A 15938-nucleotide genomic window follows, 5' to 3' on the forward strand; every position below is an offset into this window, starting at 1 on the left:
CCCTGGCCCTCGCCGTGGCGCTCGGTGCGGCGGCGCTGGCGCCGCCGCCGGCCCGCGCCGAGGAGCCGCCGGCCAATCGGCCGAACGGCATCGAATCGGCCCTTGTCACGCGGCTCGCCTACGTGATCACCGGGGACGCCGCCGTGGATGAGGCGAGCCGTGCCGGCCTCACCGGCCTGACCCAGATGCTCGCCGCCCGCACGGCACTTGAGCCCGGCGAGCCCGCCGGGATCGACCCGACCAAGGACGAGCTCGCCTTCTATCCGCTGATCTACTGGCCGATCGCCCCGAGCCGGCCGCAGCCGGCCGAGGCCGCCATCCGCCGCATCGACGCCTTCATGCGCAACGGCGGCACGGTGCTGTTCGACACCCGCGACGGACTGGTGGCCCGCCCCGGCGCCGCGCCGACGCCGGAGGCGCTCTATCTCCGCAAGATGCTCGCGACCCTCGAGGTGCCGGAACTGGAGCCGGTGCCGCCGGACCACGTCCTGACCAAGGCCTTCTATCTCGTGGACAGCTTTCCCGGCCGGTTCGGCGGCGGCCAGACCTGGGTCGAGGCGCTGCCGCCCGCGGGCGAGGGGGCCGAGCGCCGGCCGGCGCGGGCCGGCGACGGCGTCAGCCCGATCATCATCACCGGCAACGACCTCGCCGCGGCCTGGGCCATCGGGCGGCGCGGCGAGCCGCTCTACCCGGTGGTCGGCGGCGACCAGCGTCAGCGCGAGATGGCCTTCCGCGGCGGCGTCAACATCGTGATGTACACGCTCACCGGCAACTACAAGGCGGATCAGGTCCACGTGCCGGCGCTCCTCGAACGGCTGGGGCAGTGAGCCGATGCTGAGCCTCAGCTTCACGCCCCTGCTGCCCTGGCCGGTCCTGGCCGGATTCGGGATCGTGGTGGCGCTGCTCGGCGTGATGGCCGTGCTGGCGCGGGGCCGGGTCGGGCTGCTGCGCGTCGCCGTGCTCGCCCTGGTGCTGGCGGCGCTCGCCAACCCCGCTCTGGTGCGGGAGGACCGGGAACCGGTGAAGGACGTGGCCGCGGTGATCGTCGACCGCTCCGGCTCGCAGGCGCTGGGCGACAGGCCGCAGATGACCGATCAGGTCCGGGCCGAGCTGCAGCGCCGCTTCGGCGCGCTCACCACGATCGAGCCGCGCTTCATCGACGTGCCCGACGCGCCCGAAGGCGACGACGGCACCAAGCTGTTCGCGGCCCTGGGCCAGGCGCTCGCCGACGTGCCGCCGGAGCGGCTCGCGGGCGTGGTCATGCTCACGGACGGCGTGGTGCACGACATCCCGGCCTCGATGGCGGCGCTGGGTCTCAAGGCGCCGCTCCACGTCCTCGTCACCGGGCACGCCGACGAGCGCGACCGGCAGATCAAGCTCCTGGAGGCACCGCGCTTCGGCATCGTCGGCCGGGAGCTGACCATCCGCGCCGAGGTGATGGAGCGCGGCGGCACCGGCTCGGCCGTGGTCACCGTGCGCCGCGACGGCGAGGAGATCGACCGCCGCACCGTGCCCACCGGCCGGCCCTTCCCGCTGACCACACGGATCGAGCATGGCGGCCCGAACGTGGTCGAGATCGAGGTGGAGCCGCTGCCGGGCGAGCTCACCACGGTGAACAACCGGGCGATCCTGCCGATCGAGGGCATCCGCGAGAAGCTCCGGGTGCTCCTCGTCTCCGGCGAGCCGCACCAGGGCGAGCGCACCTGGCGCAACCTCCTGAAGTCCGACGCCAATGTCGACCTCGTCCACTTCACCATCCTGCGGCCACCCGAGAAGCAGGACGGCACGCCGATCTCGGAACTCTCCCTGATCGCCTTCCCGACGCGCGAGCTGTTCGTTCAGAAGATCAAGGACTTCGACCTGATCATCTTCGACCGCTACGCCAACCAGAGCGTGCTGCCGCAGGCCTATTTCGACAACATCGTCCGCTACGTGCGCGAGGGCGGGGCGCTGCTCATCGCCGCCGGCCCCGAATTCGCAGGACCGGCGAGCCTCGCCCGCACCCGCCTCGCCGGCATCCTGCCGGGCGATCCGAATGGCGGCGTGGTCGAGCGCGCCTACAAGGCGACCCCCACGGCGACCGGCCAGCGCCACCCGGTGACGCGGGCGCTGCCCGGCTGGCAGGCCGACAAGCCGCCGGCCTGGGGCGACTGGCTGCGCATCGTCGCGGCCCAGACGCGGGCCGGCGTGCAGCCGATCCTGTCGGGGGCGGACAACCTGCCGCTCCTGGCGCTCACCCGCGAGGACAAGGGCCGCGTCGCGCTCCTTCTCTCCGACCATGCCTGGCTCTGGGCGCGGGGCTACCAGGAAGGCGGCCCCTATCTCGACCTGCTCCGACGCCTCGCCCATTGGCTGATGAAGGAGCCGGCGCTGGAGGAGGAGGCGCTGCGCGCGCAGATGACCGGCCATGGCCGCGAGGTCCGCGTCGAGCGCCAGACCATGGGCGACACGGCCGAGCCCGTCACGGTCACCGGTCCCACCGGACGCGCGCGCACGCTGACCCTGACGCAGGCGGAGCCCGGCCTGTTCAGCGCCACCTTCGAGGCCTCCGAGCTGGGGCTGCACACGCTGCGCGCCGGCAGCCTCGTGGCCTTCGTCAGCGTCGGCCCGACCAATCCGCGCGAGCTCGCCGATGTGTTCAGCGATCCCGAGCGCCTGCGCCCGGTGGCCGAGGCCTCGGGCGGCTCGGTGCGGCGGGTGGCCGATTCCGGCGGCCTGCAGGTGCCCCGGCTGCAGAGCGTGCGCAGCGGCCGGCTGGCGGGCGCCGACTGGATCGGCTTCCGGCCCTCGGACAGCGCCAACATCCTCGGCGTCGAGGTCTATCCGCTGGCGCTGGGCCTCTGGGCGCTGGCCGGCCTCGCCGCGGCCGTGCTGGCGATGTGGCTCGTTGAAGGCCGGCGCGGCCGCGCCACGTAGAGCGGGACCGGCAGAGGTCGAAGGGGGAGGAAGGTCCGATGCTCGTTCGCGCGATCGCAGCGCTGTGCCTGGCCGTGCCCGGCGCCGCGCTGGCCGCCGACCACCACGGCGCCCCCGGCCTGGTCGTGCTGCCGGACGCCGCGGCGGCGACCTACCAGCCGGGACCGCCGGACCTGCCCAAGGGCACGCAGGTGAGCGCGGTCTCGGGCGACCCGGCCAAGCCCGGCGCCTTCGTGCTGCGGGTGAAGGTCCCGGCCAACACCGTGATCGCACCGCACACCCACACCAAGCCCGAGACGCTGACCATCCTGTCCGGCTCGATCTACCACGCGCATGGCAAGACCCTCGACCGAAGCGCGGGCCAGATCCTGAAGACCGGCGGCTTCGTCTATCTGCCGGAGGCGATGCCGCATTCCCTCTGGACGGCGGACGAGCCGGTGGAGCTCCAGGTGAACGGGACGGGGCCGTTCGGTCTGCAATACGTCAACCCGTCCGACGACCCGAGCCGTGCGGCGGGGCGCTGAAGGCCGGCCGGGGCCGCTGGCCCCGGCCAACCGACCCTAGACGGGGACGATGCTCCAGTTGTGGTCGCCGCCGATGAAGGTCGACGAGGCGACGCTGGCATTGCCGGTGAAGGTCCATTCGAGGACCTGCCCGGTGACGTTGTTGCGCTGCAGGATATCGCTGTAGCCGTCGACGTTGAAGTCACCGGTCCGGAGGACGCTGTAGTTCGGATCGTTGCCGAGGATGCCGCTGAGCTGCGGCGTGACCCCATCCGGTCCCATCAGCCAGACGAAGAGGGCGCCATTCGCGTTGTGCCAGAGCAGATCCGTCCGGCCGTCAGCGTTGAAATCGCCCGTGCCGGCGACGGACCATTGGAGATCGCCGCCGATGAAGGTGTTGCCGGCGTTGTTGCCGGCGACCATGCGGGTCTCGACGACCTGCCCGGTGACGTTGTTGCGCTGGAGGATGTCCGTATAGCCATCGCCATTGAAGTCGCCCGTGCCGACGACGGTATAGTTCGGGTCGTTGCCGAGGATGCCGCTGGATTGCGGTGACGTTCCATTGGTTCCGATCAGCCACTCGAACAGGGCGCCGGACGAGGATTGCCGCCACAGCAGGTCCGTCCGGCCATCGCCGTTGAAGTCGCCCGTGCCGACGACCGACCAGTCGGTATCGCCGCCGATATAGGCGGAGGCCGTCACGGTCCGGTCGTTCATGGTCCACTGGACCACGTTGCCGGTGATGGCGTTGCGCCAGAGGATGTCGCTGGCGTGGTCGTTGGTGAAGTCACCCGTGCCGACCACGCTCCAGTTCGGATCCGAGCCGATCAAGCCGCTCGAGGTCGGCGAGGTCCCGTTCGCGCCGAGATCCCACTCGATGACGGCGCCATCCGAGTTCCGCCAGAGCAGATCCGAGCGCCCATCGTGGTTGAAATCGCTGAGCTGCAGATTCGTCGGCGCCAGGACGAGATCGACACCGCCGCTCGGATCCGCCTTCAGGATCAGGTGCCCGACCGGATTGTTCGACAGGCTCATGACGTTGGAGGTGGAGCCGTTCTGCAGCGTCAAGGACGTCCCGCTCCAGCTGTAGGAGAAGGTCGAGAGGCTGGCATCGGTGACGTTGATCTGATCCGAGAGGCCGAGATCGGTGATGCTGGAGCCGGACCAGCCGAACATCGAGGCGCGGAAGGTGTCGGCGCCCAAGCCGCCCGTCACGGTGCTGAAGAGGCTGTTGTTGAGGATGAAGGTATCGTTGCCGCTGCCGCCGATGGCCCGCTCGATCGATACGCCCGAGGCGATGCTGACGTTGCCCGTGTCGCCGCCGATATTCGAGAAGCTCTCGGGATTGAGGTTGATCAGCTGGTTCTGTGCGTATCCGGAAAAATCCAGCGTATCGACGCCGCCGCGATCGTAGACGGTGAAGACGACATGGTCGCTCGACGTCGCGATGCTGAAGGGCGATCCCGCATTCGAATGGAACCCGTAGATCGTGTCGCCGGTCCGGGTATTCGTGTTGGCGCCGTAGAGACGCTGCACCGCCGCGATGTCGTCCATCATCGGCGTCTCATCATAGCCGGTAAAACTACCGCCCGTGAAAGACTCGCTGAAATAACTCATGATCGAATACATTCTGGTATCTTGAATGTATTGCGCGCTATTGTCATACGTAATGGTCGAACTACCACTCGCATTATAGTCGCCGGGATGCTGCAACCCAATCGCATGCCCGATCTCATGGATCATCGTCATGTAATTGTACGATCCGGGACCGAAATTCGACGTCCCGGAAAAATACGTATTGAAAAACACGTCGCCAGGAGCGGCACTGGCAGAGGTATCACCCGGATAATAGGCGAACGCCTGCGACCCGTCGCCGTTGTAGGAGTAGTTGCCGAATTCGATGGTGGCGCTGTTCGTGTTGCCCTGATCGACGAAGGTGATGTTCGCGATCGAGGCCCACTGCGCAAGGGCCGCGCGCGCGGCATCCTGCTGCGCGGTCGTGAAGGGCGTGAAGGTGGCGATCACGTCGCCATGGTTTGCGACGGAATAGGTCGGCGCAGACGTCCGGAAGCCGAACGTGATCGGCCCCGCGGCGGTCCCGAGGGCACCGGAGCCCCAATGGTAGTTGCCGCGCGTGATCTGAGCCCCCGCCTGCGCACGCGTCAGGCTCTGGGTCGGCGCGGCATCGGGCTCGGACAGGGCGTCCACGCCGTAGGACAGGAAGGTCTCGTGATCGCTCACCGGTGCCGGGATCACCGGCACCACGGAATCATGGGCGACGCTATCGGGATGCGCCGCGGCCGCGGTCAGCAGAGCAGCGACATCGAAGTCCGCACCGGCCGACCGTATTCCGTGCAGTATCGGACCAATCGTCCAGTGGGATCCGGCATCCTCACCCGACCCGTACGGGTAGAACTCCAATACATCCGCCTCATCATGGTGTAGCGCTCCGATTCGACGATTGCTAACCATGACAACCCCCATTGCTCCGCAGACCCTCAGCACGCGAAGCGAAAAAAATTCTTTGTTCCGGCGACGCTATCAAATCCAGAGGTCGAGTCAATTCCATTGAAGTTGTAAGGATTCACAAACCTTGCCACTCTCAATCTTGTTATCTTTTGAAACGGTTGGCCGCAAAAGTGCACGAAAACGCTAAATCAGATATTTATTCTCAAAACCTGGGAAAATAAGATCTCATCTTATCGATCCACCGAGAGACGCAGCTCGACAGCGCAGGAATTTGTGCAACCGGCCGTCGCGCAGAGATACCCGTCTCTGCCGAGCACCGGATGCACGCGATCCGTAAAGACTTCACTTCTCGCGCCAAGCCTTCGCGATCTGATCCGCCAGGGGTTTGGTGAGATAGGACAGGACCGTGCGCGCGCCGATCTGCAGATGTGCTTCGACCGGCATCCCGGGGACGAGGCGCAGGTCGCCGAGGCGCGCGCGCTCATCCGCCGGAACGGCGATCCGGGCCGTGTAGAAGCTCGCCCCGGTCTTGGGGTCGGTCGTGACGTCGGCGGACACCCGGCTGACGACGCCCCGGATCTCCGGCGTCGTGCGGGCGTTGAAGGCCGCGAAGCGCAGCACCGAATCCTGGCCCACCCGCGCATTGTCGATGTCCTGCGGCGGGATGCGCACTTCGACCATCAGCTGGTCCGCCGACGGCACGATCAGCATCGCCGGCTCGTTCGGCGTCACGAGGCCGCCGATCGTGTGCACGCTGAGCTGATGCACGATGCCGTCCTGGGGCGCCCGCAGATGCACGCGTTTGAGCGTGTCGTCGGCCGCGACGCGCTTCTCCACGAGCTCGGACCATTTGGCGCGGATCTCGGCGAGATCCTTGCCGACCTCGGCGCGCACATCCTGATCGATCTGCAGAATCTGAAGCTCGGTCTCCGAGATCTTGCCCCGCGCCGAAGCCGTCGAGGCCATGAGCTGGCCCCGCTCGCCCTCGATGCGCACCGCGTCGCGCTCGAGACTGGTCAGACGCGGCAATTGCACGAGGTTCTTCGCGAAGAGGTCGCGGACCCCGACCAGCTCGGTGGTGATCAGGGCGATCTCGCGCTCCTTGGCCGCGGCCTGCCGCGTGAGGCCGTCGATCTCGTCGCGCAGCTGCCGCACGCGCTCGCTCAGCTGGGCCTTCTGGCCGGCCCGCGCCCGGAGGCGTGACCGGAACAGGCGTGTCTCGCTGTCGATGAGGTGGGCGATGGTCGGATCGGAGGCGCTGCGCTCGACGAGGCTCGGCGGAAAGGACAGCGCCTCCGCGTCGTCCCGCTCGGCCTCGTCGCGGGCGCGGCGCACCGCCAGCTCGTCGAGCGCCTTCAGGACGATGTCGAGATTGGCGCGGCTCAGGGTCTCGTCGAGACGGATCAGCACGTCGCCCGCATGCACGCGGTCGCCTTCGCGCACGCGCAGCTCGGCCACGACGCCGCCGGTGGGATGCTGCACCTTCTTGACATCGGACTCGACGACGATCTGGCCCGCGGTGATCACCGCCCCGGCGATCTGGGTGGTGGCGGCCCAGCCGCCGACTCCAACGACCAGCGCGAGACTGAGCGCGTAGGCGGCGAAGCCGTGCGTCCGGATGGAGGCGAGCGCCGGGTTCCCGGCGCGCGCGGCGAGAGCCTGCGGCGCGGCACTCATCGACCGCCTCCCTGTTGGGCGGTGGCCGCGCTCGCCATGGCCTGTGCGGCCGCAGCCGGGTGGCGCAGGGGCGTTCCGATCGGCTGGATCGCCCGCTTGAGCACCGTATCCTTCGGCCCGAAGGCCTGCGCCTGACCGCCGGCCATGATCAGCACGAGATCGACCGCGGCCAGGGCCGACGGGCGGTGCGCGACCACGATGCAGATCCCGCCCCGCGCCCGGACCCCGAGGATGGCCTGGGTCAGCGCGGCCTCGCCCTCCGCATCGAGGTTGGCGTTCGGCTCGTCGAGCACCACCAGGAACGGCCGGCCGAACAGGGCGCGCGCCAGCCCGATGCGCTGGCGCTGGCCTGCGGAGAGCCCGGCCCCGCTCTCCCCGAGAGGCGTCTCGTACCCTTTCGGCAACGCCACGATCATCTCATGCACGCCGGCCGCCTGTGCCGCCTCGATGACCGCCTCCGCCTGGATCTCGGGCTGGAACCGGGCGATGTTCTGCGCCACCGTTCCGGAGAACAGATCCACCTCCTGCGGCAGGTAGCCGACATGCCGCCCGAGCGTCGTGCTCGTCCATTGGTCGAGGGAGGCGCCGTCCAGTTGCACCCGCCCGCGCAGGCAGGGCCAGATCCCGACGAGCGCGCGCGCGAGCGTCGACTTGCCCGAGGCGGAGGGGCCGATGATCCCGAGACCCTGGCCCGCCGTCACCCGGAAGGAGAGATCCTGCACCACCAAGCGGGCGACTCCGGGCGGCGCGACGCTGACCGCCTCGGCCACCAGGGTGCGGCAGGGGACCGGCAGGGACAGGGGCGCGGGCACCGCGGGGATCCGCCGGCAGAGCTCGTTGAGGTGCCGCCAGGCCTGACGCGCCTGGACGAACGCCTTCCAGTTGGCGATGGCGAGCTCGGCCGGCGCCATGGCGCGCGCGGTGAGGATCGAGGCCGCGATGATCACGCCGGCCGAGGCCTGATTGTCGATGACGAGGAAGGCGCCGAGCGCCAGGACGCCCGATTGGAGGGCGGGGCGGAAGGCCTTCGAGGCCGCACCGAAGCCGCCCGCGACATCCGCGACGGCGAGTTGCTCGGCCCTGTAGGCTTGGCTGACCTGGGTCCAGCGCGCGCCCAGACCGTCCTGCATGCCCATGGCCGCGAGGGCCTCGGCATTGCGGCCCGCGGCATCGGCCAGAGCGTTGCGCGCCAGCGCATGCTCGGTCGCCGCGCGGGTGGCACGGGCCGTCATCCGGTCGGTCGCGATGGTGAAACCGACGAGCACCACGGCGCCGAACACAGCGGCAAGCCCGATCATCGGGTGGAACAGGAAGCAGATCGCGAGATAGGCCGGCATCCACGGCAGATCGAACAGGGCGATCGGACCCATGCCGCCGAGGAAGGTGCGCAGCGCATCGAGATCGCGCAGCGGCCTCAGCCGCTCGGCGGGCAGCAGACCTTTCAGGGGCGCGCGGACGACGAGGTCGAACAGGCGCTCGGAGAGGGCATGGTCGAGCGCCGCGCCGAACCGGGCGAGGATCCGCGCCCGGATCAGGTCGAGCAGGCCCTGGACGGCGTAGAGGCCGAGCGCGAGGACGAGCAGGCCGGCGAGCGTCGGCAGCGAGCGGCTCGGCAGGACGCGGTCGTAGACCTGCATCATGAAGAACGAGCTGGTGAGATAGAGAATGTTCACCAAGCCGCTCAGCACGGCGACGGTGACGAACCCGGCGCGACAGTCGCGAAGGGCCTCACTGAGTTCCGTCGCCTTCATCGCCCCGCCCTCATCAGAGCAACTGCCTATCCGGAACCAGCGTTAAGGAACACTTATCTTTAGCCATGGCGTGCGGGTAGCGCATACCCCATTTGGGAGAATGCCTCCCTAAGTCTGAAGACGACCGCTTGAGTCGGCCAGAACACGGTCCGATCGCGTCATGCAGGACCCACGACTGGTCGAGGCGCCGCATTCTCAAGTTGTCTGCCATCCGAGACGAGAGCCCGCACGACCCTGCCTACGCCGAAGACAGCCGAGCCCGCCTGTTCGCCGCGACCGGACGGCAGGCTGGGTCTTGCCGTCTGAATTCGGTATGAGTCGCGCACCGAGCGCAGGATGTCGAGCCGGCCGAACAGACATCCTGTGACGCGATCTCGCTGGTCCGACACCATTGCAGTCATCGACGGAATTCTTCATATGCACCCCAATCTCGAAGATGTGTTTTTCCGCCACGAGGGCAATCTCGTCGATAAGTGGGAGCAGTATTTAAAGATCTACAGCATCGAGATCGAGCGGTTCGTCCGCTCCGGGAAGCCGGTCTCGCTTCTGGAAATCGGCGTGCAGAACGGCGGCTCGCTCGAATTGTGGGGCTCGCTCCTGCCGGCCGGATCCAGGATCTGCGGCGTCGATATCGATCCCCGCGTTTCGAATATCAAATTTGAAAATCCAAATATTTCCGTCCATGTCTGCGACGGAACGACAGACAAGATGAACCAACTCTTCGACGATTACAGCTTCGATATCCTGATCGATGACGGCTCACACGCATCGAAAGATATCATCGCGAGCTTCGAGAATTGCTTCCAGCTCGTCAAGCCGGGCGGCGTCTACATCATCGAAGACATGCATGTTCCGTATTATGAGGTATACAATTACGGCTTGGCCAAAGAAAACTCTGCCGTCACCTTCATGAACCGCCTCGTCGATGCGCTCCACACCGACTACATCGATCAAGATCCGCGAAGCGGCAAGGATGATCTGGCGTCCGTGCGGAAGTACAATCGCCTGATCGGTCGCATCACCTTCTACGATTCCGTGGTCGTCATCGAGAAGCTCGCGAAGCCGAAGGTCGAGCCCTACCGGCGCATCCTCAGCGGGACGACGTCAGCCGCCGTCAATGTCGGCCACTGGGTGGACGCCCTGCCACGGCCGCAACTCGCGACGCTGCGTCTGTCGCCCCAGGCCGGGGAGCAGATCGATTTCCGCCTCCTTGCGAAGATCGAACGACTGGAGGAGGAGGTCAGGGCGCTGCGCGACGTGGAGAGCGCACGTATGGCCGAGTCCGAGCAATCGAACGCTCAGCATCGAGCGGCCGCCGAGACGCACCGCGAGGCGCTTGAGACGGAGGTCAAAGCCTTGCAGGACGCGCAACTCAGACAGACCGCCGAGATCGCACGACTCGAAAGCGTCATCGCCGCCGCCGAGCAGCGCGCTGCTGCCCTTGAGACCGAAGCGGCAATGCTGCGCGACAGCGCAGAGCACCAAGCAACCCTGAGCCAGCGGCTGAGCAGAGACCTCAATGAGCATAAGGCATTGCTGACCCAGGAACAGGACCGCGCGATCAGCGCCGAAAGAAGGTTAGGGTCAGCAAACGACCAAATTGCGACCCTCGAAAATCGAATGCAAACCGAGATCTCTGCCGCGCAGAGAACAATCTTCGAGATGCAAGGCAAGTTCGAACGCATGCACACGGCGTGGAGCCTGAAAAACATGGAGATCCAGAACCTCAAGGCCGCGCGACAGGTGCGGACCTGAGGCGTCTCGGCGAAGCTTGCCACCGCTGCAGACGGAGGGAATTTGCTCGACCTGCGCTATGGCAGCGCCAGACAGCCCAGGAGACGGCGCATCAATGGGTGAAGACATCCGCCGATGTCTTCGCCTCTGTTGGCAAACCCGCAGGATCCTGAGACGCGCAGCTGCAATCGTCAAAGCGCCTGGCGTCCGCGAAGATGGACACCGGCTCTGACGCGAGAATGCGCGCCAGAGCCGAGAACCAGCGACCCGCCCCGATCCGACGTGATCGAGCACGCCTCTTGAGTCCGGTCGTTGTATTGACGCGCTCGCCTTCGCCGAACCGGCATCCACTTCGGCGGATGCGCTCTGGCCGCGCCACTTCCTTCACGGGGCTCCCGACCGGCCGGGCAAGCATGGCGCGCGAGCCAGCATGATCGCCCGAATCTCCGGGCGGACCTTCCGGGCTCCCTCCTGAGACGCCCTGGGACCTCGCCGCCTTGCCGCGGTGGAGACGGCGATCACCGGCCCGCCATGACCAGACGGGGATAGCCGTCGAACGAACCAGAAGCATCTCGGACCGCGTCCTGCCGGGCCTGTCCGGCAACGGAGCGACCTCGGACACGAGACCGCGGAGGCTCATCCCCGAAGAGCCTACACCAGAGCGGCCAGGGACGGCGTGCTCTGCGCGCCTACGCTCGATCCTTCCATCCACTCCCACCAGCACATCGGCCTATCGAGCGGAGAATGCCCGTGCTTGGCCCTCCTCCCGATTGCAGCACGACACATCGCAGCCGAGGGCCCGTTGCACGCGCCGGGGCGCAACGCATCCGAGGCTATTGCTCCCTCGCGATCCCGAAAACTTGGCCATCAAGAAGCATATTGTCTCACGGACCGAAATTTACTTCAGGTTGGCGCCTTAGCCGCGATTTCGTAATCTAAGATTGTACTTTCAAGATATGTATATGAACACTTGTCTGCTGGATGCCTGCATGCTAACTCCCCGGACTATACGATCTGCTTGCCGAAAATTTGGAATGAGATTGGCATAGACTATAATTTATCCCCATTCGATATTGAATGTGCCATTTGAGCCAAGCGGATACTGTGTTGCTGCACGTTCGGATGGGAGCACAATGTCTTCAATTTTCGATTCTTTGCTCTCTTCCCGCAACACTGTGCACAGAGCTCGCGACTCCGAGGGATCGGCTTCCTCAGTTCAACTGAGTGCGCATGGGCAGCCGGGCGATCTCGGGACCGGCGCTGCACGTAAACTCTTCGATGCTGATTGGTATCTTGCGACGTACAAGGACGTCGCCGCGGCCGGGGTCGATCCCTTCGCACACTATCTCGAGCACGGTTTCGGTGAGGGCCGGAGCCCGCACGCCCTGTTCGATACATCCTGGTATCTCGCACAAAATCCGGATGTCGCCGCGGCCGGGATCAACCCTCTGTTGCACTACCTCGATCACGGCGCGAACGAAGGCCGCGATCCGCACCCCTTGTTCGACTCATCCTGGTACCTCGACCGGAACCCGGACGTGCTGGCAGCCGGGGTCAATCCGCTGGCCCATTATCTCGAGCACGGGTCCCGTGCTCAAAATCCGCATCCCCTGTTCGATACATCCTGGTATCTCGCGCGCAATCCGGATGTGGTCGCGACCGGGATCAACCCGCTCGTGCATTACGTGACCGTCGGCGCGGCAGAGGGCCGCGACCCGCATCCTCTGTTCAACGTGACGTGGTACCGTACGATCTATCAGGAGGCCCTGGCCGAGGCCGATCGCGATCCGCTGAGCCATTACCTGTCGCGCGAGGGGCTCCGGCTACAGACCAACCCCAACCGCTATTTCGATCGCAACTGGTACCTGCAGACCTACCCGGATGTCGTCGGGACAGGCTTCGATGCGCTGGCTCATTATGCGTTGATCGGCGCGGGTGAGGGACGGGACCCAAGCCCGCTTTTCCAGACGCGTTTCTACGGGTCGGCTTATCCCGATGTGATCCAGGCCGGCATCAGCCCGCTCGTTCACTTCCTGACGAACGGAGAGGCGGAAGGCCGAGAACCGCGCGACCTGCACGGAAGGACGGCACCGCTTCCGGCTGAGTCGAATTCCTACACGGATTGGCTGAGCCGGCGCCAGATGACGAAGGCTCATGCGAGCCTGCAACGGCGCATGGCTGAGAATTTCACTCAGAAGCCGCTGATCAGCCTGATCGTCCCGATCTACAAGGTCAAGGCGTCCGTCTTCAAGCAACTCCTCTCGTCCGTGATGGCCCAGACTTACGAGCGCTGGGAGCTGTGCCTCGCGGTCTCCTATTTCGATGACACGGATCTTCTGGCCGTCATCGATCGGGCAGAGGAGGAGGATGCCCGCATCAAGGTCCGGCGCCTCGAGACGAATCGCGGCATCTCGCACAATTCGAACGACGCGCTCACGCTGGCCACCGGCACCTTCATCGCGCTCCTCGATCACGACGACGCCCTGCCGCCGGATGCGCTCTACGAGATCGCGCGCGCGATCGAGAGCGAGGACGGCGATTTCTTCTACTCCGACAAGGATGCCGTGAACGAGGACGGCTCCCAGCACTTCCATCCTCTGTTCAAGCCGGCATGGTCGCCTGAGATCATGCTCAGCGCCAACTATCTCACCCATCTCAACGTCATCCGGCGCAGCTTCATCACGCGGATCGGCGGCTGGGATCCCGAGACGGACGGAGCGCAGGACTGGGACCTCTTCCTCCGGGTCGCGGCGGCGGGCGCACGGATCCGCCACATCCCGAAGGTCCTGTACAATTGGCGGCACGTGGAGACCTCGGTCGCGGCGCGGGGCCTCGATGCCAAGCCGTACGCGGCGCAAGGCCAGCTGACGGCCGTGCAACGGTGGCTCCGGAGCCAAGGCTGGACCGAGGCCGAAGCGGCCTTCACGCCGGAAGGCTACATCCGCGTCCGGTGGAGCGAGGCGTGGCGCCCGCGGATCGGCCTCGTCCTGTTCGGCGCGGGCGGCAGCGAGGCCGCCTGGCGCACCCGCATCGATGCGGGGCGGCTCGGCCCGCACACGGATATCCGCCATGGCGGTCCGACGCTCGCGACCTTGTCCGAGACCGTCGCGTCGCTCGATGCGGAGATCGTCGTGGTGGTCCCGGCCGCGCTGAGCCCGATGTCGGCGGACTGGCTGACCGAGCTGGTCGCGCCCCTCGAGAACCCCGACATCACCGCCGTCTGCGGCAAAGTCCTCGATCCTGCCGGGCAGATCCTCGATGCGGGCTGGGTGTTCAGCGACCGTGAGTGGCGTCCGCTGTTCCGCGGCGCCGATCCCTTTACCTACGGCATCTTCGGCTCGGCGCACTGGTTCCGCAATTTCGGAGCCGCCTCGCTCAACGGCATCGCGTTCCGGACGGCGCAGTTCGTGGAGGCCGGAGGGCTGCATCCCGCCGCACGTCCCGATCTCGCGCTGACCGGGCAGATGCGCGCCGGCGAGGCCGGCCCGTCGAGCCGGCGCATCGTGTACAATCCCTTCGCCACCGCGGTGCTGCCCCCCGAGCACAGCTTCGAGCAGTGGTGGCTTCGGAACGCCGCCGCCCGCGGCGACGCACTCCCCCCGGCGCCGAAGCCCGCGGGCGATCAAGACCCCTATTTCAACGTCAATCTGTTCGTCGGCGAGAACGGCATTCCGAAGCTGCGGGGGCTTCCGCTGCCGGCACGCTCGCAGAGCCACAATTACGAAGCCGAGGCCGCGTATTTCGGACAGGTCCTGGATTTCGGCGCCGACTCCGACACCGGCGATATCGTGCTCCCATCCGGCCAGGGTCAGCGCCGGATCGCGTGGATCGTGCCGGATTTCTCGATGCCGTTCTACGGAGGCATCATGACGATCCTCCGCTGTGCGGAGTACTTCAGGCAGAAGGGCATCGCGCCGGTCATCATCGGTCACGGCTCCCCTGATGCGGAGACCCTGCGCAACGCGATCGCCCTCGCGTTCCCGGACCTCGCCGCCGCCCTCGAGGTCCATACGTTGCGGGCCGACGAGGACGTGAACAGCAAGGGCATCGCCCCCCTGGACGGCGCGTTCTGCACCCTCTGGACGACGGCGTTCATCCTTCGCAACATGCGCAACGTGCGCAAGAAGTTCTACTTCGTCCAGGATTACGAGCCGCTGTTCTATCCCGCCGGCACGACCAGCTCCCTGGTGGAGGCGACCTATCAGTTCGATTTCTTCGGTGTCTGCAACACCGAGCCGCTGAAGCATCTCTACGAGGTCTTCGGCGGCAAGGCGGAGTTCTTCACGCCGGCCGTCGACAGGGACGTGTTCCATATTCGCGGCCGCACCGAGAAGGGTCGCGATGCACCGGTCACGATCTTCAACTACGCCCGTCCGGGCCACCCGAGGAACTGCTTCGAATTGCTCGCCCCGGCGCTCGCCGAGGTCAAGCGCCGCCACAAGGACGGCGTGCAGATCTTCACGGCCGGCGCGGATTGGAGGCCGGAGGATCACGGCCTGAGCGGCGCCGTCGAGCATCTCGGTCTGATGCCCTATGCGGCGACGGGCGATCTTTACCGGTCCTGCGACATCGGCGTCGTGGCGATGGCGACCTGTCACCCCTCCTACCTGCCCTTCGAGCTCATGGCCTCGGGCGCGGTCGTCTGCACGAACGTCAACCGTCACACCACCTGGCTTCTCCGCCACTTGGAGAATGCCTGCCTGTTCGAGATGTCCAAGACGTCGATCGCCAACGCCCTCACATCCCTCATCACGGATGCCCCGCTGCGTCGCAGGTTGAGCGAGGGCGGCCTCAAGACCATCCAGCAAGGCTACAGGGATTGGGATGCGAGCTGCGCCCGCGTCTATGAGATCGTGACGAGCCAGCTCCGCGGATGATCTGAGACCGT

9 protein-coding genes are annotated in these 15938 nt (G+C 66.5%); 5 read left to right on the top strand and 4 right to left on the bottom strand.

Annotated features, from left to right (window positions below; genetic code table 11):
* The 3 genes from MET9862_RS07595 to MET9862_RS07605 all read left to right on the top strand — a co-directional run.
* Nucleotides 1-827 (top strand): DUF4159 domain-containing protein (locus MET9862_RS07595; RefSeq protein WP_142582432.1); only part of this gene is annotated, 827 nt, incomplete at its 5' end.
* A gap of 4 nt (nucleotides 828-831) precedes the next feature.
* Nucleotides 832-2916, top strand: a complete 2085-nt coding sequence (locus tag MET9862_RS07600; RefSeq protein WP_142582433.1) for a hypothetical protein — start codon at nucleotides 832-834, stop codon at nucleotides 2914-2916.
* 38 nt (nucleotides 2917-2954) lie between these two features.
* Nucleotides 2955-3440 carry a cupin domain-containing protein gene (locus MET9862_RS07605; protein ID WP_142582434.1) on the top strand — a complete coding sequence of 162 codons (486 nt, stop codon included), beginning with the start codon at nucleotides 2955-2957 and terminating at the stop codon, nucleotides 3438-3440.
* A 36-nt stretch (nucleotides 3441-3476) separates the two neighbouring features.
* On the opposite strand, the gene MET9862_RS07610 is transcribed toward MET9862_RS07605, so the two are convergent.
* From MET9862_RS07610 to MET9862_RS07620, 3 genes are all read right to left on the bottom strand, one after another.
* Nucleotides 3477-5903 carry a M10 family metallopeptidase C-terminal domain-containing protein gene (locus MET9862_RS07610; RefSeq protein WP_142582435.1) on the bottom strand — a complete coding sequence of 809 codons (2427 nt, stop codon included), beginning with the start codon at nucleotides 5901-5903 and terminating at the stop codon, nucleotides 3477-3479.
* Nucleotides 5904-6230: 327 nt separating this feature from the next.
* On the bottom strand, nucleotides 6231-7565 hold the full coding sequence (locus MET9862_RS07615; RefSeq protein WP_142582436.1) for an HlyD family type I secretion periplasmic adaptor subunit: 1335 nt from the start codon (nucleotides 7563-7565) through the stop codon (nucleotides 6231-6233).
* A complete protein-coding gene (locus MET9862_RS07620; protein ID WP_142582437.1) occupies nucleotides 7562-9316 on the bottom strand; it encodes a type I secretion system permease/ATPase in 1755 nt (584 codons plus the stop codon). Before MET9862_RS07620 ends, MET9862_RS07615 begins: the two co-directional genes overlap by 4 nt.
* A 417-nt stretch (nucleotides 9317-9733) precedes the next feature.
* Between MET9862_RS07620 and MET9862_RS07625 the strand changes: the two genes are divergently transcribed.
* Nucleotides 9734-11071 carry a class I SAM-dependent methyltransferase gene (locus MET9862_RS07625; protein WP_185156783.1) on the top strand — a complete coding sequence of 446 codons (1338 nt, stop codon included), beginning with the start codon at nucleotides 9734-9736 and terminating at the stop codon, nucleotides 11069-11071.
* Nucleotides 11072-12261: 1190 nt separating this feature from the next.
* Here the strand turns inward: MET9862_RS07625 and MET9862_RS29230 are convergent.
* Complete coding sequence (locus MET9862_RS29230) at nucleotides 12262-12546, bottom strand: hypothetical protein (RefSeq protein ID WP_185156784.1); 285 nt, start codon at nucleotides 12544-12546, stop codon at nucleotides 12262-12264.
* Between the two features lie 3 nt (nucleotides 12547-12549).
* Between MET9862_RS29230 and MET9862_RS07630 the strand changes: the two genes are divergently transcribed.
* A complete protein-coding gene (locus MET9862_RS07630; RefSeq protein ID WP_185156785.1) occupies nucleotides 12550-15927 on the top strand; it encodes a rhamnosyltransferase WsaF family glycosyltransferase in 3378 nt (1125 codons plus the stop codon).
* The last annotated feature ends 11 nt before the right edge of the window (nucleotides 15928-15938 follow it).

The sequence above is a fragment of the Methylobacterium symbioticum genome (assembly GCF_902141845.1).
GTDB lineage: Bacteria > Pseudomonadota > Alphaproteobacteria > Rhizobiales > Beijerinckiaceae > Methylobacterium > Methylobacterium symbioticum.